Raw genomic sequence first — 22,418 nt, forward strand, 5'->3', positions numbered from 1 at the left:
ACCGTCAAAATCGTCATCCTCGCGCAGGCGAGAATGACGTTAATATGTAGTCACTTTAATACACCCGATCATGGTCGCCCACATCCACGGGAATAATCATGGTCTCTGTTATCAGCAGCTCCAGCGTAATCCGATAACTTAAATTAATCGAAACAGAATGCAACCCAGTTAAACGACCTTGCAGAGGGTGCAAGCGTAATGACGGATGATGTGGATTTGCTTCCAGCAATTCTAAAGTTTTAAGGTATTGTCGGGCCAGCTCTGGATGCTGTTTTAGAAATTTTTTAGCACGACGCTCATAGGCTGCCGTGAACCGCAATGTATAACTCATCAATCATCAGCTAACAAGCGCGCCACATGTGCGTCCGCCGAGCCATCTACAAAACGTCCCGCCGTGACATCGGCACGGCTTTCTGCCAAGGCCGCTTCTAACTCACATTCACGCAAGTGATTGTAATGATCTAATTCCATCACCACAAACCGAGCATGGCCACGCACTGACACAATCGCCTCAGTATGGTCTTGCAAAATCGCCTCAATCGCAGCAATTCCCTTGGTTTTTAAATCATTGGCAGTAATGTGTGGCATAGCTGGCTCACCTTGTTAGAATAATGCGATTAATTATACGCTTAATCACATTATTAATAGCATGATTAATGATGTGATAACTACCTCTAAAAGTACTGTATTTCAAGAAAGATCTACTCTTTCAATTAGCACCTGTCAAGACTGGCGCAATTGCTCAAAAACGGTATGATCTGCGCTTGTCTCTTTTTCCTGAATTGTTTGTATGCTGCCTTCCATTGAACAACGTTTAGCCGTTGAATTAGTCGCCAAGCCTCAGCAGATCGCTGCGGCCATTACTCTGTTAGACGAAGGTGCTACGGTGCCGTTTATTTCCCGCTATCGTAAAGAAGCCACCGGCGGGCTGGACGACACGCAGTTGCGCTTGCTGGAACAGCGTTTATCTTATTTGCGTGAACTGGAACAGCGCCGCGAAGCGATTGTTAATTCAATAACCGAACAAGGCAAAATGACGCCGCTGTTGCTGGACGCGATCATGCACGCCGAAGACAAAACCGGCCTGGAAGATTTATATCTCCCGTACAAAATCAAACGTCGCACTAAAGCGCAAATTGCTCTCGAAGCAGGCTTGTTGCCATTAGCGGAGGCCTTAATTGCTGACCCGACTTTAGTGCCGGAAGAAGCAGCCACAGCATATTTAAAAGCGCCGTTTAAAACCGACGCCGGTGACAATCCCGGCGTAGCCGATGCCAAGGCAGCGCTGGATGGCGCACGTCAAATTCTGATGGAACGCTTTGCCGAAGACGCCACGTTATTGCAGCAATGCCGCGCCTATTTGCAAGAGCACGGTATTGTGGAATCACTAGTGATTGAAGGAAAGCAAGATGAAGGCGCAAAGTATGCCGATTATTTTGCGTACACAGAATCCATTATGAGCATTCCATCGCACCGCGCTTTAGCGATTTTGCGCGGTCGTCGCGAAGAAATGCTGAATGTAGTTTTGCGCCTGGATACTGAAGAAGAAAAACCGAAATGGGATGCGCCATTAAACCCGTGCGAAGGCCGGATTGCGCACTTTTTCAAGATCAGCAATCAAGGTCGTGCCGCCGATAAATGGCTGGCCGATACCGTGCGCTGGTGCTGGCGCGTGAAGGTGTTCATGCATCTGGAAAGTGAATTAATGGGACAGTTGCGTGAGCGCGCTGAATTGGAAGCCATCAACGTATTTGCACTGAATTTAAAAGCCCTGTTATTAGCCGCTCCTGCGGGTCAACACGCAACGATGGGGCTTGATCCGGGCTTGCGTACCGGCGTTAAAGTGGCGATTGTCGATGCGACCGGAAAAGTGCTGGAGTACAGTACCATTTATCCGCATCAACCGCGTAATGACTGGGACGGCTCCTTGCACACTTTGGCGCAATTAGCGGCCAAACATAATGTGTCATTAATTTCAATCGGCAATGGTACAGCTTCGCGTGAAACCGACAAGTTGGCACAAGATTTAATCAAGCTGCGCCCTGAATTAAAACTACGCAAAATTGTGGTCTCGGAAGCCGGTGCTTCGGTGTACTCAGCATCTGAATTTGCGTCGAAAGAATTGCCTGATTTAGATGTGACTATCCGCGGTGCGGTGTCGATTGCACGCCGCTTGCAAGATCCATTGGCCGAGTTAGTCAAGATTGATCCTAAGTCGATCGGGGTCGGACAATACCAGCACGATGTGAGCCAAAGCCAGTTAGCTAAATCATTGGATGCGGTAGTGGAAGATTGCGTGAATGCGGTCGGCGTGGATGTAAATACCGCTTCGGTCCCGTTGTTGGCGCGCGTGTCGGGCTTAAGCAATAGCGTGGCGCAAAGCATTGTCAATTACCGTGACACGCAAGGCCGTTTTGATTCCCGCGCTGCGTTACGCAAAGTGCCGCGTCTGGGCGATAAAACATTTGAACAGGCAGCCGGATTTTTGCGCGTGATGGATGGCGAATCACCACTTGATGCATCCGCTGTGCATCCCGAATCGTATCCGTTGGTAGAAAAAATTCTGGCCGATTTAAAGCGTGACGTGAAGAGTGTGATTGGTGACGCCGGTTTGTTAAAAACCCTGAATCCAGCCAAGTATGCCGACGAAAAATTCGGTGTACCAACTATTAGCGATATCTTAAAAGAATTGGAAAAACCGGGCCGCGATCCACGTCCTGAATTTTCCACCGCAACCTTTAAAGAAGGCGTGGAAGAAATCCGCGATTTGCGTCCCGATATGATTTTAGAAGGCGTTGTTACCAATGTTGCGGCATTTGGTGCGTTTGTCGATATCGGCGTGCATCAAGACGGCTTGGTACATATTTCGGCACTCTCCAACACTTTTGTAAAAGACCCGCACACAGTCGTTAAAGCTGGACAGGTCGTGAAAGTGAAAGTGTTGGAAGTCGATGAAAAACGCAAACGGATTGCGCTCACCATGCGCCTGACTGACAGCGCGCCACAACCGGGCGCACAGCCTGTGCAACGCGCTGACCGTGATGATGCAAAACGGTTATCGCAGCATCAAAAACAACCAGCGCAGGCAGCAGCACCGGCGAATAGCGCGATGGCAGCGGCATTTGCCAAGTTGCGGTCGTAATTAAACTTACTGCACGTCAGCGTCATCCTCGCTCAGGCAGGGATGGCGCGTTTTCAATTAAGCATATCGGAGCATTGTTTCAACAAAATCAAGCTGTCGCCCAAATTCTCTATTGAGCTATTAATATACTGTCAAAAAAGTTACTTTTAATCGACGGAAAAGCCATTGGATACGTTAATTTTTAAAAAACAGGGACGTATGAAAAACACAAATTTTCCTCTTTTTTTAAGCTAAATCCACTCAAATCTCCCCCTCGCATAGACATCAGCGTCAGCACGCAGCAGCGTATTTCTCTATATAATGTCGACATTAATTTTGCATTTTTTAGGAACAATCCCATGAACGACGTACAAAGCTGGATTAAAGAAACCGTAACTAACAACCAAGTTGTGTTGTTTATGAAAGGCACTGCCCAATTTCCGCAATGCGGTTTTTCTGGTCGCGCTGTGCAGATTTTAAAAGCCTGCGGCGTTGAAAATTTGGTTACGGTCAATGTGCTGGAAGATGCCGACGTTCGCCAGGGCGTTAAAGATTTTTCAAACTGGCCAACCGTTCCGCAGCTGTATGTTAAGGGCGAGTTTATCGGCGGCTCTGACATCATGGGCGAAATGTATGACTCCGGCGAATTAAAAGCACTGATCCAAGCCTAAGCCATACACGGCACACTAACTAGTGACTTCCCCAAAAAGCCCACCGCCAGCACGCTTGATTGTCGCCATTACCGGCGCAACCGGCGTGGTGTATGCGGTGCGCTTGTTAGAAGTGCTACGTGCCACCACCGAAATCGAAACCCATCTGGTCATTTCTGAAGCCGGCTTAATGAGCTTGAATCAGGAAGTTGGCATGAAGAAGAAACAACTTGAAGCGATGGCCGATGTGGTCTACAACGTGCGCGACATCGGCGCGGCAATTGCCAGCGGCTCGTTTCAAACCATGGGCATGATCATCGCGCCCTGCTCAATGAAAACATTAGCCTCGGTTGCGCTGGGCTTATCAGAAAACCTGATTTCCCGCGCTGCGGATGTCACGTTAAAAGAACGCCGCCGCCTAGTCTTAATGGTGCGTGAAACACCATTTAATTTAGCTCATTTACGCAATATGACGTCGGTCACGGAAATGGGCGGCATCATCTTCCCACCGCTGCCGAGCTTTTATCAGCATCCCGCCAGCATCGCTGAAATGGTCGATCACAGCGTTGGCCGGGTACTTGATTTATTCGCCATTCCGCATCAGCTCACGCCGGAATGGCTGGGCTTAAAAGCCAGTTAATTAAAACTCATTCAAACTCAATCCAGCTAATCCAAGCTAAAACAATTCGCGCTATTTGCTTTGTTGATGTGGTCAGCCTATCCTGTAATTAGTTACGGGAGCATCGCATGACCAAGGTTTTTTTCCCCGTTATTTTATTACTCACAGTCGCATCGTGCGCCACGGATTCACCTCAAGTCGCGGGTCCGGTTTCGACACAAGATCGCCTCGGCAAAGCCTTTGTTTCTCCGCTTAATGACTTGAACATAGTGCAAACAACGATTCCTCCCGTGATTACGGAAGCGTTAAAAAATCCATATCAAATTCCTGCCAATATTTCATGTAAAACCATCGCCGAGCAAGTTCGCTTACTCGACATAGCTTTAGGTGCAGATTTAGATGCGATAGTCGTCACGGAGAGTACCACCCAGCTAGAACAAGGCGGAGCGTTTGCCCAAGATGAAGCCGTTGGCTCCATTGAGCGAACGATACAAGGTGTGATTCCGTTCAGGAGCTGGATCAGGAAATTTAGCGGCGCAGAAAAACGTTCTAAAGAATTAACGGCAGCGATTGCTGCCGGCGTGGTGCGGCGTGCTTTTCTTAAAGGAATGGGACAAGAACGTCGCTGTGAACCTCCTGCCGCGCCTTTAAAACGTCCCGCTGTGGTTCCGGCATCAGCAACGACAACACCCGCTACTCCTCCCGTAAAGCCACCCACTCTTACCGTCAAATAGGCTCTGGCAATTAGCCCTGCGAGCCGGGTTCAGCCACAATGTCGCTTTGCGGCGGCCCGGCAATTTGCTCGATGGTGATTTTTCCCTGCTTGATCGAATTTTCTAAATCGCCCTGCAACAATTCATCAAATTCTTCTTTTGGCACATCCACTTTCTTGATACCAATCGCTTGATTGCGACCGCGAGTTTTAGCCATGTATAACGCCGAGTCAGCAAGATTGAGTGATTTTTCCCAATTCAAATCCACTTCGCTTTCTGCGCCTTGAGGTAAGGAAATGTAGCCGGCAGAAACCGTCACTTGCAATATATTCTTACCATATACAACGGGTTTTCCGCCCACGCTAACCAAGATCCGTTCAATCACTTGCTGCAGATTTACAATCGGTATGTGATTTAAAAAAATGAGAAACTCCTCACCGCCCCAGCGCATTAACATATCTTTTTCACGCATGACAACGGTAAGTCGATTACTCAATTCAATCAATACCTTATCGCCTGCTGCATGACCAAATTTATCATTAATACGTTTGAAGTGATCTATGTCCAGCAGTACCAAAGCGTGTGACAAACTGGTGTCTGCGGGAGTACGCCGATCAGTTATTTGCGCTCGGAATTGCATCGCTTCGTGGAAGGCGCGCCGGTTTAATAGTCCGGTTAATGGGTCCCGGGTTGATTGTTGCGCCAACTTCAGATTGGCTTGTTCGAGATTGTGGTTGGTCTCTCTCACTTTACGATATAAAAAAAGTATGGTGAGTGTGATTGATACGGCAATCAAACTAGCGAGAATTGATATGACGCGTTGCAAACTTTTATTATTAATTTCCACACTTTGCAAACGCGTTTTTTGCTCTAAAACTTCGATTTGTTTTTCACTTTGAATCGCATCGTACTTGGCCTTCATTTCTGACACGGTGCGATTGCGTTCTTTGCCAAACAACTCCGTGGTTAAGGCGATCTGATCTGACTGCGCTTTATAGGCTTCACGATACATGCCGGCTTTTTCATAGGCCGATGCCAACTTCCCCAACACCATTTCAATATCGGGTTTTGCATTCGCCTTGCGCATCGAATCAATACCAAGATTCACTTCGGCAGCACCTGTTTGTACTTCGCCCAAACCCATGCGACACAGGCCGATATTGACATGCGCATCGGCAGTGTCTGAACTGTTTTCCAATATTTCTGCAAGTAGCAAAGTTTGTTTCGCATATTGCAAACATTCCGTGTAATGCCCCATCCGATAAGTCACATCGGCTAAGTTGTTGACCGCCACAACCTCAGAGCGCACATTCGAATTTCTACGGGCATAATTCCGCGCTTCTTTATACGCGCTCATGGCATCGGCATATTTTCCCTGCGCCCCATATGCATGACCGCGATTAATCGCCAAGGTATCCATCTTGCTTTTTGCATCGACGCTTAACGCCAACTTGGTCGCCTTAGCGTTATATTCCAACGCCAATTCAGGGTTTTTAAGGCTGAGATATAAAATACCAATATCGTTCAACACCACGATGCGCATCAATACCGCGTTCCGCCCTCCTTCTTCCAAGCTATCCATCGCCACCAATTGATGTTGCAGTGCCGCTTCAAAATCGCCCAAATCTTGATAAATGCTGCCTGCCACACCATTAATGCGGTTGGTCACTTTGTTCACATTAACGTTTTTTGCTAATAACAGAGCCTGCTCGATAGTCTCTTTGGCCTGATCCAGTTTTCCATCATTTTGTAAAAAAACAGCCTGGAAATTTAACGCCATCGCGCTTGACCAATTATCATGGTAGCGCACCCCCAACGCACTTAAATCGGCATTCTGTTTGCGTGCGGGTACTGACTGTTCATTTTTAATATATAAGTCAATCAAACCAATCAAGGCATCGCGTTGATCTTCCAACTTGGCATCAGCTGGCAGCTGATTCTGAAGCGCGATTAATTGTTTTAATGATTCTTCTTTTTGAGTTTCAGATAAATCTACCAAGCGGTTAATTTCAGCTTGTACAGGGGTAGGGTTGGCGTCGATAGCATACGAAGTAGTCGCCCAAAAGCATAACAAGACAAAGCTGATTAAACAAACATGACTAGAAAAATAGTTATCGCCGTAAATACGCATGTCGATACAATTCCCCAATTTAACTACTGATTCACTACATCAATGCTCTACCATCGCTTCATGTTGTTCTGGCCCCGCAATTTGCTCAATGATGACTTTGCCTTGCTTGATCGAATTTTCCAAATCTCCTTCTAATAAAGCATCGAATTCTTCTTTTTTTACATTCACGACTTTAATACCGATAGCCTGATTCCGACCACGAGTTTTAGCCATATACAACGCAGAATCAGCCAGGTTGAGCATTTTTTCCCAATTCGGATCCACCTCACTAGTATCACCCTGCTGCAATGAAATATAGCCCGCAGAAATGGTGACCGGCATCGTATTATTTTCAAAAGGCACTTGCCTGCCACCCACGCTAATCAATATCCGCTCAACGACTTGAGGAAGATTTGCGGTCGGAATATGGTTCAAAAATACGAGAAATTCCTCACCACCCCAGCGCATCAACATATCTTTGTCGCGCATGACGTGTGTAAGCCGCTTACTCAATTCGACCAACACGCTATCACCAGCCGCATGGCCATAGTTATCATTAATGCGCTTGAAGTGATCAATATCCAGCATTACCAGTGCATGCGGCGGCGGAGTGGTAGTACCCAACGAGCGTCGCTCTGTTATTTGGGTGCGGAATTGCATCGCATCGTGGAAGGCTCGCCGATTTAGTAGGCCGGTTAACGGATCGCGGGTAGATTGGTGCGCCAATTTCACATTGGCTTCTTCTAAATTGCGGTTAGTTTCTCTCACCTTCCGATACAAGAAAAGAATAGTCAGCGCAACTGCTATTGCAATAATGGTGGAAAGTGTCGCGATGATTCGTTGCAGGCCTTTATTTTTGATTTCGACACTTTGAACCTGATTTTTTTGCTCCAGCACTTCGATTTGTTTTTCCCGTTGGCTGGCATCATACTTGGCCTTTAATTCTGACACGGCCCGATCCCGATCAACCTGAAACAATTCCGTCGACAAAGCCAATTCTTCCACAATAGCCTTGTACGCATCGCGATACATACCCGCTTTTTCGTAGGCGGTTGCCAATTGACCCAACACGCTTTCAATATCAGGTTTTGCATTTGATTTACGCAATATATCAATACCCTGATTAACTTCGCCGGCTCCCAGTTGCACTTCGCCTAAGCCCATGTGGCAGAGCCCTAGATTAACGAGACCGCTCGCTTTCAGCCCGCTATTTCCGATTTTCTCCACCAATTGCAACGTTTGCTTTGCATACTGTAAACACAAAGAATAGTTATCCAATCGATACGCGGCATCGGATAAATTATTGAGTGCGGTAGCTTCGCTGCGCCGATCAGAAAGCTGGCGTGCAATTGCCAGGGATTCCGTATAGGCTTTAATCGCATCGGTCAGTTTCCCCTGTGTGGAATAAGCATAGCCACGATTACCAGCCAGCATGCCCAACATAATTTGGTCATCCATTTTTTCTGCTAACCGAGTGCCCTTGCTGTAATACTCCAACGCCATTTGCGGATCTTTAAGACTTAAATACAAATTACCAATATTATTGAGGGCATTAATCAGCTGCAAATCGTCATGCCGACTACCCTCCTCCAAGGCATCCATTGCGGCCAGTTGATATTGCAAAGCTATTTGAAAATCACCCAATGCACTATTAATAACCGACGCCGTACTATTGACCCGGCTTGTTAATCTTTTTACGTTAACAATTTTTGCTAACTGCATTGCTTGCGCATTCACCTTCTTGGCTTCTTGCAGCTTTCCTTCACCTCTTAATATAGCCGCCTGAAAATTCAATACCATCGCATTCGACCAGTTGTCGTGATAGCGCTGCCCCAAAGCATTCAGCTCCGCGTTCAACTTACCCGCGGGCTCATTTTGATCATCATTAAGATATAAACCAATCAAGGCAATCAACGCTTCGCGCTGATCTTCTAATGCCGTGTCCGCAGGTAAGCTACGTTTAAGCTCGCTTAACTGCTTAATCGACTCAGCGACCTGAGTTTCAGACAAATCCTGCAAACGGAAAATTTCAGATTGGATAGGTGAAGGTTGGGGGTCAACAGCCTGCGTCGTACCCACAAAAAGACATAGCAAAACCAGACCGGCCAAACAAGCCCGTAGAGAGGAAAACCTATCAAGGTGTATTTGCATGTGATGCAACGCCCTAGTTACACTTAGTTGACTAATCTCGCACACATACAAAAATAGATAAAGACCAGCGAGTGAGCACAAACCGACGTGATGAATAGCCCTACCTTACCTTCAAAATTACCATTGGGAAATATTTAGTATGAAAATCTGTTGCTATAACAGCGTATTCCCCTAGTTATTTGGCAGCATTATTTTCAACCTACGTTACCAAAAGAGCACTCTGGCAACTTTTATCACCAGCCGGGGGCACATTTTTTATGGAACAACGTAAGTTGTTTATTATTAATTCTAGTTAAACCGAGTAGATTATCAAGGTAAATCCCGTTGATTGATGGCAACCCCGTAGCAGTGACAAACCAAAAAAGAAGGTTATATAACAAACTTGTTAAGGAAATTTTATCTGCTAGAGTATTTATCAGTGGCTCGTCATTGCTGTAATAAAACCCTCCCTAACTGAACTTTCATGAAACACAATTCGATTTTCAAGATTATTGCGGCGTTATCCGTAAATTGTCTTTTGAGTGTTTCTGTCACCCATGCACAATCCGTGCTACACATCGCATCGGACGATTGGTGCCCCTACATCTGTGCTCAAAATGGACACCTTACCAGTGGCTATTTGGTTGATGTTGCTACACAAGCCATGCTGATAAGTGGTTATCAAGTCGAGTCAGCACTGATCCCCTTAACACGCGCAATGCATGAAGCCAGCACGGGCAGTATTCAAGGAGTCTATGCGCCGCCGATTGATGACCGCTTACGCCTGAGCATACCTATCGCTTATTCACGCGCCTGCTTCTACACGCTTGCTGAACAGACCTGGCGCTATCAGGGCATAGCGTCCTTGCATAATGTCGTGGTCGGCATCGTTGGCGAATACGGTTATGACGACAATCTCATGGATGCCTATGTCATCAAAAATCAACATAAACATTTGCTAATTGATACGTCATTTGGTGAAAATGCCGGCCTGAGTAATCTAAAAAAGTTACTAGCAGCTCGCTTTCCTGTCATGCTAGAACATGAGGCGGTAATGACAATGTTAGCGAAAAACCTCGGTGCTGAATATAAGATCAGACAAGCCGGTTGCCTGGAACATGCTTTACCGCTGCCCATCGGCTTTACCAAAATGGATAGCCATAACGAAGATTGGATCCGCGCACTAACATTAGGTATTCAACAATTGGAAGCCAGCGGCAAATTGGCCGAACTACGCCAGCATTACCACATACCTGAGATCAACACAAAATGAACACTGCTCATCAAAACTGGTTCGCTGGCCTAAAATCATTAAGTCAATCCGACTTCCCAAAGAAGTGCGCCTGTTGTGGGCGAGTCTACCAATCCGAAGAGGATTATTTTCAAGAAACCAAGGCAATTAGAAATGCACATACCGGCTTAAAGGTCGCTCAAGACGATGATGATGGTTTATTAGTCGAACTTTTTCGCAATTGCGTTTGCGGCTCTACGCTGTTAGCGTTTTTTTCAGACCGGCGCGATCAATCCGACGCCGGAAACATACGCCGTAAATTATTTGATGAAGTATTGGACTACATTGTGCAAACGGGCGTTGCACCAATAACTGCGCGGACAGAATTGCTACGGGTTATTCATGGAGAACAAAGCGACATGCTGGAGCTTTGGCATGCGAAGATTTTAGCTGCAGAAAAAAATGGCGGCTTGATGACATTAATCAAGTCACAACAATAGCGCTGATCACCATTCCTTAGCCATCTGACATAGCGAATTGAATTCAATTCAAAGTTATTTAACAAAATAAAATAAAAATAGCTTGCAATTAAATAGCTCACTATATATTATTTCGACATGGAAACGAAATCACACAAAATCAATCAAGTCCCTCAGTTAGATGGGCAGCTTTGTTTTGCTTTATATTCAACATCTTTAGCAATGAGCAAGCTGTACCGCAAACTGTTGCGCAAAATGGGAATCACCTATTCTCAATATTTGGTTTTGATGGTTTTGTGGCAGCGCGATGAACTAACGGTCTCCGATATTGGTGCGCACTTGTACTTGGATTCAGCAACACTGACCCCTTTGCTAAAACGCATGGAAGCTTTAGAGCTGATTACTCGGGAACGTGCTGCAAACGACGAACGCCAGGTTATTATTTCACTGACTAAAACTGGTAACGCAATGAGAAAACAAGCAGCTGAATTACCGAACTCGGTGCTGTGCGCAATTGAATGCATGCCGGAGCAAGCCATTGATCTTAAAATGCGACTGGAAGCGTTGCGTGCATCATTAATGAAAAATGCTTGATGTTGTAGTGTCGAGCTTTTTTTTATTTTAAATAAGTAGTGTACTATTTAATAGTTAACTACATATAGCTTGTGCAGTTTGAGCCAAGCATTTTTAAATGGGATCAGAACGATATCTGGTTCCAACCCGAACAGCCCGGTTTGGCTGGAATACCTTGAAAGGAACACATCATGAAAATAGCAACAATTCTTTATCGCGCTTACGCAAAAGCAACCGGTGGCCGCGATGGTCGTGCAGTATCTTCCGATGCTGTACTGGACATTAAGTTAGTGACACCAAAAGAACTCGGTGGTGCTGGTGGCGCAGGCACAAACCCTGAGCAGTTATTCGCGGCTGGCTACTCTGCCTGCTTCCTAGGTGCGATGAAATTCGTTGCGGCCCGCGACAAGATCGCCATCCCACCTGACGTTGCAGTTGACGGTAGTGTCGGTATCGGTGCAATCGCCACCGGTTTCGGTATTGAAGTTGAGTTGAGGATCTCATTACCCGGCCTGGATCGTGCCGTAGCGGAAGACTTAATCGCTAAAGCGCACATCGTTTGCCCTTATTCTAATGCCACCCGCAACAACATCGACGTCACGTTAGTGTTGGTTTAATTACGCTTCACCCCACCCTTTTTGGAAAGAAATAGCCATGAAAAATATGAACAAAGTATTCGCCGCAACGGCAATCAGCCTCACTATCGGAAACGCAATGGCCGCCGCAGGCAGCCCGGGTGTAGAACACACTACGCAAGCTTTTTTAGAAGCTCTGGAAACTGGCTTCGGCACACCGTTTGAACAACTATCACCGGCGGAAGCCCGCACTAAATTTGACGGCGCGCAAGCCGGTGTGAAATTAGTTTTACCCAAAGCGGATGTATCGGAAAAAATCATCGAAGTAGACGGTGCCGCAATCAAGTTGACCATAGTTCGGCCAGCTGGCGTAACTAAAACTTTACCGGCTTTTATGTTCTTTCATGGTGGCGGTTGGGTGTTAGGCGATTTCGCAAGTCATGAACGCTTAGTGCGCGATCTAGTTGTTAATTCCGGCGCGGTCGCTGTTTTTGTTAATTACACGCCGTCTCCTGACGCTAAATATGGTGTCGCGATTAACCAAGCCTATGCAGCTACCAAATGGGTAGCGGAACATGGAAAAGAAATCAATGTCGACGGTAGTCGCTTAGCGGTGGCCGGTAATAGTGTCGGCGGGAATATGGCAACAGTGGTCAGCATCATGGCCAAAGAACGCGGCGCTCCGAAGCTACGTTTCCAAGCCTTGTTATGGCCAGTAACGGATGCAAACATGGACAATGCATCGTATCAACAATTTGGCGAAAATCATTTCCTTACTAAAAGTGCGATGAAATGGTATTGGGATAATTACACGTCAAATCTTGAGCAGCGCAATGAAATTTACGCGTCGCCACTGCGTGCAAGTTTAGCGCAATTACAAGGGCTTCCACCTGCTTTGATCGAAACCGCCGAGTTTGATGTCTTGCGTGACGAAGCTGAAGCATACGGGCATAAATTGGATGCTGCCGGTGTCGAAGTCACAAGCATGCGCTATAGCGGCATGATTCATGATTTCGGTTTATTGAATGTACTTAGCCAGGTTCCAGCAGTACGGTCGGCCATGCGACAAGCCGGGGAAGAGTTAAAACAGCATTTGAAATAATTTGTTAAGCCATCGCCACTGCCAATTAAATAGCGCACTATTATATTGCTTACTATTTTACTGGCAGTGACTTTTTCGAGAAGCAGTAATGAAGTATTTAAGCATCTGATGCCTTTTATTGATTTGCATCTGTACCAACTTAGGTCGCAGCGTGCAGTCCTATGTAACCGGATGGCCTAACCCCTGGCAGCAGATATCAACCGCTGAATCTGCAATAATCCAAATTCCCAGTGGCCCAAATCAGACTCCGCATTGATATGCCCCAACGCACCAGCATTCACGAATTCGCTACCCCATTGGCTTGCCCAGTAGATTGCCCGGTCCGAAGCCATCCAGGGATCGTCGGTACTGCCGACTACAATCGACGGGCAGTGCAAGCGTGCGCCCAGTAATACCTTTTCCAAGCCAAACTTCTCCGGATCAGCTGGCGCAACCAGCAAGGCGCCAATTAAGTTCGGCGCCCCGGAGTTGGCGCAATGAACAGTCGCAAGACATCCAAAACTATGTGCGGCGATCAGTGTCGGGCGATTATCGCTAAGCAGACTTTGACGCAATTGCTCCGACCAGACCAGCAGTTCAGGCGTATCCCAGCACACCTGCTCAACTCGTTCAAAATGCGGATAACGCAATTGCCAATGCGTTTGCCAGTGCCCCGGACCGCTGTTATTCAGCCCGGGGACGATTAGCGTGCGCAAAGGTGAAAAAACATTCTCTCCCATTTCAGGCTACCTCCCTTTCCAGAGCGACGCATTCAGTAACGGAAATGCCAATTTCGATTACTGAGATTATCAAATGCTCGCGCGCAACACAAGGCCGACATAACGACGATCGCCCGGAGTAGCCGTCACTGCACTTGTGGTGCTATAGGCGTCGATGTTAGTAACATAATGAGTATCTGCAAGGTTCTTCCCGACCAGGGTCAGCTCAAACTTACCACCCGGGCTCTGAATGCCGATGCCCCCATCGATAATACTGTAGCCACCTTGCGCACCAACAGCAGACAACCCGGAGTTGTAATTTGCGCTGCCTCGATAAACGGCATTACTAAATGTATGCAAATAGTAAGCGCCGACCAAAGGGACGCGGTAATCGAAGCCAACGTTGGTGCTGAATCTTGGCGCAAAAGGTAATTCTTTTCCGGTAAAGTTGCACTGTTGAGCCCCTCCTGGAGCGCCGGATATTTCGGCCGGGCATGGCGCATCAGCAAAATTAGAATAAAACGCTTTGTTATAAGCACCGCTAAAGTTGAAACGCAAACGCTCAGTTGCGGCGTAGGACCCATCCAATTCCAGACCCTGCAAAGTTACTCCGGCAACATTACCTAAATATGTACGGTAGGTTGTAGTTTGATTCTGTGCCGTTAAAATCGGATCAACTACAGACAGATTTTGCTGATAGTCGGTGATTTTCGTGTGATAAATATTGGCACCAAGGATTAACGCGTGATTCAATTGAGTGGTCTTAAATCCCAATTCAAAATCAAGGGCTTTTTCCGGCGCAACGTTTTGCGGCGTCAGTGTCGTCGTATTAAACTCAACTGCACCAGACTTCGCTCCATACCCGGCGGACGTGTATAACAGTGTATTTTCACTCAGCTTATAGCTCGGATTGATCAGCCATGCATACGATGTTGCGTTGATATCCTGTCCATTGACGAAACCTAAGTTAACATCCTTGGCACTGAGTATCCCTTTAGTAGCGGCGATTTGCGCTGCTGTTGCGCCACTGTATTGACCGCCAACGCCATTACCAGTAGCACTCAACGTCGTGGCTTGTAAATTCGACGGCAGTGCTGAATTGTCCTCAATCACATTACTATAATTGTTGGTCTTGGTCTCTGCGGTACGACGCAGTCCTAACGTTACGGTTGCTTGTTCCGTAAAATGCCAGTTCAACTGACCAAACTCGGCAGCACTTTTTGTATCGGGATGCGTTGTGGTATTTACAAAAAGCCCACGCAAGGAATCTTGTAATAGTTTAGTGCCAACGCCGCTACTGGATAAGGAATTGTATTGCGCATTCGTTGCGTAAAACGCCCCTGCATCCGATCCATAAAGCGTTCGATCAGTAGAGTCGACCGTCGAATTAAGAAAATATACGCCAGCGGTATAGTCAAGCGTCTTACTGACCGTCGAATTTACATGGAACTCCTGAGAAACCTGCTCCTGCTTGATGATTGCGCCATATTGACGAATATTAAATGGATCCCATTCGGCGTTATGGGCATCGAACAACGAATTACGGTAGGCAGTGATCGAAGTAAAAGTCACATTCTCAAATGGTGTCCAATTGACGTTGGCAGATACGCCACTCGTCGCACTCACTGTCGGCAAAGATCCAACATTCACCACCTGATTCCAATTGCCTAAAAGAGGTTGGTAATCACCGAAGTACGACCGGGAGAGACGGGATGAAAAAGTCGTTCCGCTACCGGCCGTTCTCGAAGCACCATCGGCGAAGGTAGTCGGTTCGCCGATCAGCGGTGGATCGCCAAAAGGAACCATCTCATCCGACCGTTGGCGGTCGATGCTCAAGCGTATCGACAAATCGGGAGAAGGCAGTAGCAGGAATTGAATACGGCCACCAGCACGGTCGCGATTCCCAAATGTTTCATTGGTGTGGTCCGGTGCAATGTCCTGAAACGGGCCGTTGCGCTTTTCGCTAAAAACAGAAAGCCGGTAAGCCAATACACCATCCTGTATCGGGCCGCCTATCGTCGCCTTAGCGCCGATTTCATCGTATTCACCCGCAGACAACTGTACTGTTGCCTCCGGCTTAAAACTCGGGTCCTTGGTAACTATATTAACGACGCCAAGCGTCGTGTTTTTTCCCATCAATGTACCTTGCGGTCCGCGCAGCACTTCGATGTGATCAAGATCATCAAAGTTACCCCAAGAACCTGCGATGAATGCGCTAGGAACTCCGTCAATAACGACACCAACACTAGGCTCCAACGCATCATTGGCGGTATTTTTTCCAACGCCTCGTATGGAAATACTGGTTTGTCGCGCATTCGGTGCCTGCACCAAAATATTGGGCGTGAGCTTGGCAAAATCTTGTATGGTCACTGCGCCATCACGATCAAGCATCCTTCCGCTCACTGCCGATACTGGGATAGGCACATCTTGCAAATTTTCTTCACGTTCGCGTGCCCGCACAACAATCTGATCAAGCGTCGGCGCATTGTTATCTTCAGCAGAAGCATTGGGTGTTGATGCGACGGTGCTGGTTTTATTTTCATCCGCTTTGCTGATCGACGCATCGACAGGGTTCAATGCTTTTTTAAGCTCCTCAACCTCTTTACGAAGGCGTATATTTTCGGCCTGCAAGTCGCTCACCGGCGGCTCTTCCGCGGCGAAGGTGTGGCCGCAGGAAAATATTGAAACAGCACCTATTACTGACGCTGCACCAGCGCGAATTTTCATACTTTTTGACGCTACCGCTCGGCTGCCTTTCGTACCGTGCAATACTGACTTCAATGTGTAGCCCTTCATCATTCCCATCCCTCGTAAGTGAAATATTAAAACCAGTTCGCGTGCTAAAACCTGATGTAGGCACGTCGCTCCATTTAACGACGAAACGTTTTCTATGGCCGACTATAACAATTGATGGCTTACAAAAAACGTCAATGCTAGCGCTCGCTTACTGCAATGTGAACGAATCAAAACATGTTTATATATGCGCAAATGAACTAATAAAAATTAGGGCTACCAGAATGTGCGGAATGGATGATGAAATAGATTTTAGAATCACGATTCGTATTACAAGAATGGGATTTGACTAGTCATTTTTTGCGTCGTTATGCGAAAACCAAGCAAGCTAATTTGAAATGATTTCTTCACACATCGACTGCAGCCTACTAATCTTCCTGGCATGCATTCCAATGCAAAGAGCTTGATCGAAATTATCAAAACCTACAGGAAATCAAAACATGAAAATCATCCGTATCTTGCAATCATTTTTTATTGCGCTTGCTCTTATTTCCTCCACTACTGCCTGGGCGTCTGGCGCAACAGTGGTCTACCACATAGACGACAGCGCGAACGCGCGCATGGTATTGGGTAATGTGACCAACCACCTGATTGCGGCACCGGATACGAAAATTCATGTTGTCAGCAATGGCAAGGGAATCGAATTTTTACTAGTTGATGCACAAGACAGTAACGGGAAACCTTACGCGCCCGCCATCCAGGCACTGGCCGCGAAAGGAGTCGCATTCAAAGTATGTCGAAACTCATTAAATAGTCGCAAGCTTGGCGACAATGCCGTGATAGCAGAAGCAACGATCGTTCCGGCGGCTGTTGCTGAGATTGCCCGCTTGGAAATTGACGAAAAGGCCGCGTATATAAAACCTTGATGCGTAAAACCGTGAATTGGTACGGCCATTTACGCATTGCCTGATTCGAATTTAGCTTTTCTATTAGCGATAGTTGAAACTCAAATAAGCTGCAACGAAATGATTCGTTCTCTCAATGATGGACGTTCGCTATTCTTCTTATCTAACTTTCGTTCACTGCTGTTTTCTATTATTTGCTAGTCGGTGGCGATCACGTTCAAAGGTATTGGGATTAGATGAAACTGAACTATATTATTTTGATGATGGCGCTCGGCGTCCCCGCACTGCAGCCTTTTGAGGTTTTTGCCGCCAACAGTGCTTTGACTGCATTCCCATCCACATCGCTTCCCGACGTGGACGGACGGGCGCATAACTTTAACGAGTGGGGAGGGAAAATTCGCGTAGTCAATTTCTGGGCAACCTGGTGTGCGCCGTGTCGCAATGAGATTCCGCTTCTATCCGCTATAAGCCGGGAATGGCATGCAAAGGATGTAGAAGTTATTGGCGTAGCCATTGATGGATCTGATGACGTACGTGCCTTTATCAATGAAGCCAAAATTGCTTATCCAGTCTTGTTAGCGGAGCAACAGGGACAAGGGTTGATGCAATCAGGCGGTAATGCAATGGGCGCCTTGCCATTTACGCTATTGCTAGACCGACGCGGCAATATCATCCAACGCCATGCGGGAGTTCTCGACGCCAGACTTTTGAAACAGTGGCTGGCGGAAGCCACGGCAAAGCCAAAGTAGACCAGCGATAAAACATTCGCCGGTATTTTGAAACCATTTATTTACATTAGGGAGCATATCTTGAAAATTATTCCATCATCTCTGATTTCGGCGCTTGTAATCGGGCTGACACTGTGCGCATCAACTTGCGCGGCTCCGGGGGACAACTACATCACTTCGCTAGACGCATGGCGTAAGCAGGCCGACGAAAAAATTCGCTCAGAAGATGGCCCGCTATCGGCAATCGGGCTGTATTGGCTTCATGACGGCATCAATAAAGTTGGCGCATATCCGAGCAACGAAGTAGTGCTGCCGTCTAGCTTGGCGCCCACGAAGGCAGGCATTATTAAAGTGGATGGCCCAACAGTCACCTTTGATACGGTCGACAACGTGGTTGTAGCAGTTGACGGGCAAGACACCAAACACGTTACATTGCAAAAAGACGGAAAAATTGACCAGAACAATTTTAAACTTGGTCGCCTCAAATTTTCCTTCGTCAACCGCGAACTCGGATTAGCAATCAGAGTTACCGATCCAAACAATGCGGCACGACGGGATTTCCCTGGGCAGCAATGGTTTCCGGCCGATGAGAGTTGGGTGCTAGAAGGGCATTTCGTACCATTCGACGCTCCTAAGACCTTGGTCTATGAAGCAGCCACCGGAGGCACGCGTACCGGTATTAGCCCCGGTTATGTAAGCTTCAACCATGACGGGCACGAATATCGACTCGAGGTTCAAAAAACCTCAGAGACCAGCTATCTGGCATTCTTTTTTGATGCATCCACCGGCAAAGCAACGTATGCAGGTGGACGCGTAGTACCGATCGAAAAGCTGACCGGAGACCTTGTCAAACTTGACTTCAACAAGGCGTTCAACATGCCGTGTGCCGTGTCCGCTTTTTTCAATTGCCAGATCGCTCCGCAACAAAATCATCTGACGGCACTTGAGATACCTGCCGGTGAAAAAAAGCCATTGGTCAGAGTACAGCGTGTTGCCAGTGCGCCTGACTACATCAAATAGCGCCAAGTAACTAGCAATCAATCAGGAGGAGTTATGACTACAATGACTTTTGCAAGCATTCATGGCGCACCACGCCGTGCTGCGGCTCGCAGAATTTATACTACTGCGCAGCGTTTCGAATCGACATCGACTCCTCCTGCAGCAGCAGTCGCGGTTATTGGCAACGTAACTGATGCCAAGCGATCACGCGATCAAATCGGCTTAATAGCAACCGTTGGTATCGTGATTGCTCTGCATGCGGCAATCATTACCATCGTCAATCAGTCGGTGGAAACTGCGCCAATTCCAAGCAAAGCGTCCATGCTTGCCGTTGATATTGCTCCTCCACCACCACCGCCGCCGATAATAAAACCAAAACCGTTACCGCAAATTGCCGCGGTAAAACCAGTAACTCGGCAACCGTCCACCTCGGTGCCCACAGTGCCGAGCGTAACCGAAACGCCAGCACCATCTGCGGAAACCGTCCAAGTGGCAGTAGCAACACCCTCAGTACCTGCACCTGCCCCGACGCTCGCACCTGCACCTGCGCCAGAACCTGTTACCGAGCCGCGTGGTTACGCTGGTTACCTGAACAATCCCGCGCCGAGTTATCCGTTAGCGGCACAAAAGCACGGTTTACAGGGCAAAGTCATACTCAAAATTCATGTTCTTACCAACGGTCAGCCTGACAATATCAGCGTCGCTAAATCGAGCGGCTATGCCATTCTCGACGAAGCTGCCGTCAAGGCAGTTACTGCATGGATTTTCGAACCGGCCAAGCGTGGGCAAAAACCTATCGATGGTTGGGTCAACGTGCCAATCAATTTTAATCTCTCCTAAATTTCATCACACACCATGACAGATCTCTATTTAAATCTCATCGCCCAAGGCGCGATATATGCGTTGGTTTTATTTTCTATCATTACCTGGATTTTGATCTTTACCAAAGGCGTTCAGCACTGGCGACTGGCACGCCATAATCGCACTTTCTCCAAACAATTCTGGAGTGCCAGCAGTCTCGATGCTGCCGCTGCGCTCACTGAAATCGCCAGTCCGAAATCAAGGCTGGCTAGTGTCGGCTTCAACGCTTTGTTCGTCAATGAAGGTGGCAGCGTCAGTCACGATCTGGAACATAGTTGGGATAGGCAGGAATTGCTGGAGCGTCATCTACGGCAACAAATTCAAAAAGAATATCAATCGCTAGAAAGCGGTTTGGCAGTACTTGCATCGATAGGCAGCACGGCACCGTTTGTTGGCCTGTTCGGAACGGTGTTCGGCATTATCCATGCACTGAGTGCAATCGGCAAAAATGCTTCGGCCAGCATTGATGTGGTGGCAGGCCCAATCGGCGAGGCGCTGGTGGCGACCGGTGTAGGTATCGCGGTCGCAGTCCCTGCGGTTCTTGCCTACAATTTCTACGTCCGCCGACTGAAGGTCACTGCTGCGGATCTGGATAACTACGCGACCGATTTCGTTAATTTGGCACAGAAAAATGGCTTCCGAGTTGCCAGAAATTCGGCACGCAGTACGCAGACAAAAGTGCAGGGAATTGCCAGCATTGAAGGAGCGTTCGCATAATGGCATTTTCTACTGGAAATAATAGCGCCGAAGTTCTCAGCGAAATCAACATCACGCCGCTGGTTGATGTGATGTTGGTGTTACTGGTTACCTTCATCATCACAGCTCCGTTACTCAATAACGCGGTGCACATCAATCTTCCGAAGACAGCTACCACCGCGCCACCAAACGATATAAAACCGGTAACGGTGAGTATTGACGGTAGCAACCATGTATTCATCGACAAGCGCGAAGTGAACCTGACAGCGCTTGAATTTGAATTGCACGAGCTAGTTGCTCACAATCCCGATCTGAGTCTGAGTCTACAAGCTGATGAGGGCGTCCCATATCGATCAGTCGCGAAAGTCATTACGAATATCCAGCGCGCCGGAATCAGCAAGCTATCCGTATTGACTGCAACAGGAGGCTAGTAATTATTTAAAATTACTTGGGTGCTTAGTAGAGTGATGATTCAGGAAACTATCAATAATCTTTGTATAGCAAAATCAGGATAGGGATAGGGATAAGCATCAGCCACTAAGCATTGGTTGCGCCAACATTTAAAGCGCGCATCGTATTCAAATGACGATCTGCAATGCCCTGTTTGAATTCTCTGGAAATGCGAGGATCATTCAATACGTCAGTCCAAAATTGATTAGCCATTTCATAGCACCGTTGCAGATGTATCAATTCAAGTCTGGCGCCCAAATTAGGCACCCACTCGCGTTCGACAATTTCGCCGTGCGCATTTGGTCGATATAGCATCGGCAGCATGTCATACACATCAAGCAACTGGTGACGTCCATTGAACGTCCACGCCAGAGCGATGTTTCCATGATGCTTGTCGGTGTTACCAATGAGTGTGCCGTAAAGGTCAAGAATTTCAACTGTCTCTATGTCCTTCTCGGAAAGATGTCCAAGACGGCCAAGCTCACGGGAAACCGTAGTCCAGTTTTGATCCAACATGCCAAGATCGCCGTCTAGTGCAGAGAAGGTCGCCATTGGGCGTCGCCCTCTCAGCCCGACTCTGTCGAATCGGACCACCTCCAAGAACACACGTCCTCCGGCTTCAATGAGTGAAGTTTTTGCTGCAGCAATTTGGTTGCGCGCAAGGACCTCAAGCGCCAAGTGTTCGCAGATAAGTAAGTCGCCCCAACGACGACCGTTTAGCGTGTCAACTTTAGGGGAAAATTTGACGATGACATGTTCGAATAATTCGTGTTCACCACTACGCTGAATCACTGCGGTAAACTTCGGCTGCTCGCCGCCGGCAGAGGAACCGGGTGATTCTCCTTGCATGGCATGTTCTGCCATTTCGGGATACCGAACAGCGCGTTCAACGTCAGGTATGAGCAACTCCAGTACCTTGGCTATATCTGAGAGATACCTGGCATACGACTCGTTCCCAAATATGAATTGGATAGTGAATAGATTTATGAATGATAAAATAACAGCATGATTGAAACGTCGCGGCAATGTTATTAGCTCAGGCTTA

22 protein-coding genes are annotated in these 22,418 nt (G+C 47.4%); 15 read left to right on the plus strand and 7 right to left on the minus strand.

Annotation, left to right across the window (positions count from 1 at the left end; genetic code table 11):
* Positions 1-55: 55 nt before the first annotated feature.
* Positions 56-331, minus strand: a complete 276-nt coding sequence (locus S2091_RS04290) for a type II toxin-antitoxin system RelE/ParE family toxin (RefSeq protein WP_105530572.1) — start codon at positions 329-331, stop codon at positions 56-58.
* Positions 331-588, minus strand: a complete 258-nt coding sequence (locus S2091_RS04295) for a prevent-host-death protein (RefSeq protein WP_105530573.1) — start codon at positions 586-588, stop codon at positions 331-333. Before S2091_RS04295 ends, S2091_RS04290 begins: the two co-directional genes overlap by 1 nt.
* Positions 589-790: 202 nt before the next feature.
* Between S2091_RS04295 and S2091_RS04300 the strand changes: the two genes are divergently transcribed.
* From S2091_RS04300 to S2091_RS04315, 4 genes are all read left to right on the plus strand, one after another.
* Positions 791-3,142 carry a Tex family protein gene (locus S2091_RS04300; protein WP_105530574.1) on the plus strand — a complete coding sequence of 784 codons (2,352 nt, stop codon included), beginning with the start codon at positions 791-793 and terminating at the stop codon, positions 3,140-3,142.
* Positions 3,143-3,480: 338 nt separating this feature from the next.
* The gene (gene grxD / locus S2091_RS04305) at positions 3,481-3,792 is read left to right on the plus strand and encodes a Grx4 family monothiol glutaredoxin (protein ID WP_105530575.1); all 312 of its coding nucleotides are present in this window, start codon (positions 3,481-3,483) and stop codon (positions 3,790-3,792) included.
* Between the two features lie 22 nt (positions 3,793-3,814).
* Complete coding sequence (locus tag S2091_RS04310; protein ID WP_105530576.1) at positions 3,815-4,411, plus strand: UbiX family flavin prenyltransferase; 597 nt, start codon at positions 3,815-3,817, stop codon at positions 4,409-4,411.
* A gap of 107 nt (positions 4,412-4,518) precedes the next feature.
* The gene (locus tag S2091_RS04315; protein ID WP_105530577.1) at positions 4,519-5,124 is read left to right on the plus strand and encodes a hypothetical protein; all 606 of its coding nucleotides are present in this window, start codon (positions 4,519-4,521) and stop codon (positions 5,122-5,124) included.
* Positions 5,125-5,134: 10 nt separating this feature from the next.
* Here the strand turns inward: S2091_RS04315 and S2091_RS04320 are convergent, their stop codons facing one another.
* Both S2091_RS04320 and S2091_RS04325 read right to left on the minus strand, forming a co-directional pair.
* Positions 5,135-7,234: a tetratricopeptide repeat-containing diguanylate cyclase gene (locus S2091_RS04320; RefSeq protein WP_105530578.1), complete on the minus strand. Its 2,100-nt coding sequence runs from the start codon at positions 7,232-7,234 to the stop codon at positions 5,135-5,137.
* Positions 7,235-7,273: 39 nt separating this feature from the next.
* Positions 7,274-9,364, minus strand: coding sequence for a tetratricopeptide repeat-containing diguanylate cyclase (locus tag S2091_RS04325; RefSeq protein ID WP_105530579.1), 2,091 nt, complete (start codon positions 9,362-9,364; stop codon positions 7,274-7,276).
* A 463-nt stretch (positions 9,365-9,827) separates the two neighbouring features.
* On the opposite strand from S2091_RS04325, the gene S2091_RS04330 reads away from it, so the two are divergent.
* From S2091_RS04330 to S2091_RS04350, 5 genes are all read left to right on the plus strand, one after another.
* Positions 9,828-10,616: an ABC transporter substrate-binding protein gene (locus S2091_RS04330; RefSeq protein ID WP_105530580.1), complete on the plus strand. Its 789-nt coding sequence runs from the start codon at positions 9,828-9,830 to the stop codon at positions 10,614-10,616.
* Entirely contained in the window at positions 10,613-11,074 is a 462-nt protein-coding gene (locus S2091_RS04335) for an oxidoreductase (protein ID WP_105530581.1), read from the plus strand. Before S2091_RS04330 ends, S2091_RS04335 begins: the two co-directional genes overlap by 4 nt.
* 117 nt (positions 11,075-11,191) lie before the next feature.
* On the plus strand, positions 11,192-11,647 hold the full coding sequence (locus tag S2091_RS04340) for a MarR family winged helix-turn-helix transcriptional regulator (RefSeq protein WP_105530582.1): 456 nt from the start codon (positions 11,192-11,194) through the stop codon (positions 11,645-11,647).
* 170 nt (positions 11,648-11,817) lie between these two features.
* On the plus strand, positions 11,818-12,243 hold the full coding sequence (locus tag S2091_RS04345) for an organic hydroperoxide resistance protein (RefSeq protein ID WP_105530583.1): 426 nt from the start codon (positions 11,818-11,820) through the stop codon (positions 12,241-12,243).
* A gap of 46 nt (positions 12,244-12,289) precedes the next feature.
* Positions 12,290-13,303: an alpha/beta hydrolase gene (locus S2091_RS04350; RefSeq protein ID WP_423828228.1), complete on the plus strand. Its 1,014-nt coding sequence runs from the start codon at positions 12,290-12,292 to the stop codon at positions 13,301-13,303.
* Positions 13,304-13,479: 176 nt separating this feature from the next.
* Here S2091_RS04350 and S2091_RS04355 read toward each other — a convergent pair whose 3' ends face one another.
* Complete coding sequence (locus tag S2091_RS04355) at positions 13,480-14,022, minus strand: RBBP9/YdeN family alpha/beta hydrolase (RefSeq protein WP_105530585.1); 543 nt, start codon at positions 14,020-14,022, stop codon at positions 13,480-13,482.
* Positions 14,023-14,091: 69 nt separating this feature from the next.
* Complete coding sequence (locus tag S2091_RS04360; RefSeq protein WP_165794906.1) at positions 14,092-16,800, minus strand: TonB-dependent receptor; 2,709 nt, start codon at positions 16,798-16,800, stop codon at positions 14,092-14,094.
* A gap of 434 nt (positions 16,801-17,234) precedes the next feature.
* Here S2091_RS04360 and S2091_RS04365 point away from each other — a divergent pair, with 434 nt between their 5' ends.
* The 6 genes from S2091_RS04365 (at position 17,235) to S2091_RS04390 (ending at position 21,354) form a co-directional block, all read left to right on the plus strand.
* Positions 17,235-17,660, plus strand: a complete 426-nt coding sequence (locus tag S2091_RS04365; protein WP_105530587.1) for a DsrE family protein — start codon at positions 17,235-17,237, stop codon at positions 17,658-17,660.
* Between the two features lie 215 nt (positions 17,661-17,875).
* Positions 17,876-18,388, plus strand: a complete 513-nt coding sequence (locus tag S2091_RS04370; RefSeq protein ID WP_105530588.1) for a TlpA family protein disulfide reductase — start codon at positions 17,876-17,878, stop codon at positions 18,386-18,388.
* 60 nt (positions 18,389-18,448) lie between these two features.
* A complete protein-coding gene (locus S2091_RS04375) occupies positions 18,449-19,387 on the plus strand; it encodes a DUF1684 domain-containing protein (RefSeq protein ID WP_165794907.1) in 939 nt (312 codons plus the stop codon).
* A 33-nt stretch (positions 19,388-19,420) separates the two neighbouring features.
* Positions 19,421-20,206 (plus strand): energy transducer TonB, encoded by a 786-nt coding sequence (locus S2091_RS04380; protein ID WP_105530590.1) that lies wholly within the window; start codon positions 19,421-19,423, stop codon positions 20,204-20,206.
* A 15-nt stretch (positions 20,207-20,221) separates the two neighbouring features.
* Positions 20,222-20,944: a MotA/TolQ/ExbB proton channel family protein gene (locus tag S2091_RS04385; protein ID WP_105530591.1), complete on the plus strand. Its 723-nt coding sequence runs from the start codon at positions 20,222-20,224 to the stop codon at positions 20,942-20,944.
* Positions 20,944-21,354 (plus strand): ExbD/TolR family protein, encoded by a 411-nt coding sequence (locus S2091_RS04390; protein WP_105530592.1) that lies wholly within the window; start codon positions 20,944-20,946, stop codon positions 21,352-21,354. Before S2091_RS04385 ends, S2091_RS04390 begins: the two co-directional genes overlap by 1 nt.
* 106 nt (positions 21,355-21,460) lie before the next feature.
* On the opposite strand, the gene S2091_RS04395 is transcribed toward S2091_RS04390, so the two are convergent.
* The gene (locus S2091_RS04395) at positions 21,461-22,279 is read right to left on the minus strand and encodes a HipA domain-containing protein (RefSeq protein WP_133166858.1); all 819 of its coding nucleotides are present in this window, start codon (positions 22,277-22,279) and stop codon (positions 21,461-21,463) included.
* Positions 22,280-22,418 lie beyond the last annotated feature (139 nt).

The sequence above is a fragment of the Solimicrobium silvestre genome (assembly GCF_002976435.1).
In the GTDB taxonomy this organism is placed as follows: domain Bacteria; phylum Pseudomonadota; class Gammaproteobacteria; order Burkholderiales; family Burkholderiaceae_D; genus Solimicrobium; species Solimicrobium silvestre.

Excerpts from the sequence above, each read along its gene's own strand:
- S2091_RS04290 (WP_105530572.1), bottom strand. The coding sequence starts at position 331 with ATGAGTTATACATTGCGGTTCACGGCAGCCTATGAGCGTCGTGCTAAA.
- S2091_RS04295 (WP_105530573.1), bottom strand. The coding sequence starts at position 588 with ATGCCACACATTACTGCCAATGATTTAAAAACCAAGGGAATTGCTGCG.
- S2091_RS04300 (WP_105530574.1), top strand. The coding sequence starts at position 791 with ATGCTGCCTTCCATTGAACAACGTTTAGCCGTTGAATTAGTCGCCAAG.
- grxD (WP_105530575.1), top strand. The coding sequence starts at position 3,481 with ATGAACGACGTACAAAGCTGGATTAAAGAAACCGTAACTAACAACCAA.
- S2091_RS04315 (WP_105530577.1), top strand. The coding sequence starts at position 4,519 with ATGACCAAGGTTTTTTTCCCCGTTATTTTATTACTCACAGTCGCATCG.
- S2091_RS04320 (WP_105530578.1), bottom strand. The coding sequence starts at position 7,234 with ATGCGTATTTACGGCGATAACTATTTTTCTAGTCATGTTTGTTTAATC.
- S2091_RS04325 (WP_105530579.1), bottom strand. The coding sequence starts at position 9,364 with ATGCAAATACACCTTGATAGGTTTTCCTCTCTACGGGCTTGTTTGGCC.
- S2091_RS04330 (WP_105530580.1), top strand. The coding sequence starts at position 9,828 with ATGAAACACAATTCGATTTTCAAGATTATTGCGGCGTTATCCGTAAAT.
- S2091_RS04335 (WP_105530581.1), top strand. The coding sequence starts at position 10,613 with ATGAACACTGCTCATCAAAACTGGTTCGCTGGCCTAAAATCATTAAGT.
- S2091_RS04340 (WP_105530582.1), top strand. The coding sequence starts at position 11,192 with ATGGAAACGAAATCACACAAAATCAATCAAGTCCCTCAGTTAGATGGG.
- S2091_RS04345 (WP_105530583.1), top strand. The coding sequence starts at position 11,818 with ATGAAAATAGCAACAATTCTTTATCGCGCTTACGCAAAAGCAACCGGT.
- S2091_RS04350 (WP_423828228.1), top strand. The coding sequence starts at position 12,290 with ATGAACAAAGTATTCGCCGCAACGGCAATCAGCCTCACTATCGGAAAC.
- S2091_RS04355 (WP_105530585.1), bottom strand. The coding sequence starts at position 14,022 with ATGGGAGAGAATGTTTTTTCACCTTTGCGCACGCTAATCGTCCCCGGG.
- S2091_RS04360 (WP_165794906.1), bottom strand. The coding sequence starts at position 16,800 with ATGATGAAGGGCTACACATTGAAGTCAGTATTGCACGGTACGAAAGGC.
- S2091_RS04365 (WP_105530587.1), top strand. The coding sequence starts at position 17,235 with ATGAAAATCATCCGTATCTTGCAATCATTTTTTATTGCGCTTGCTCTT.
- S2091_RS04370 (WP_105530588.1), top strand. The coding sequence starts at position 17,876 with ATGAAACTGAACTATATTATTTTGATGATGGCGCTCGGCGTCCCCGCA.
- S2091_RS04380 (WP_105530590.1), top strand. The coding sequence starts at position 19,421 with ATGACTACAATGACTTTTGCAAGCATTCATGGCGCACCACGCCGTGCT.
- S2091_RS04385 (WP_105530591.1), top strand. The coding sequence starts at position 20,222 with ATGACAGATCTCTATTTAAATCTCATCGCCCAAGGCGCGATATATGCG.
- S2091_RS04390 (WP_105530592.1), top strand. The coding sequence starts at position 20,944 with ATGGCATTTTCTACTGGAAATAATAGCGCCGAAGTTCTCAGCGAAATC.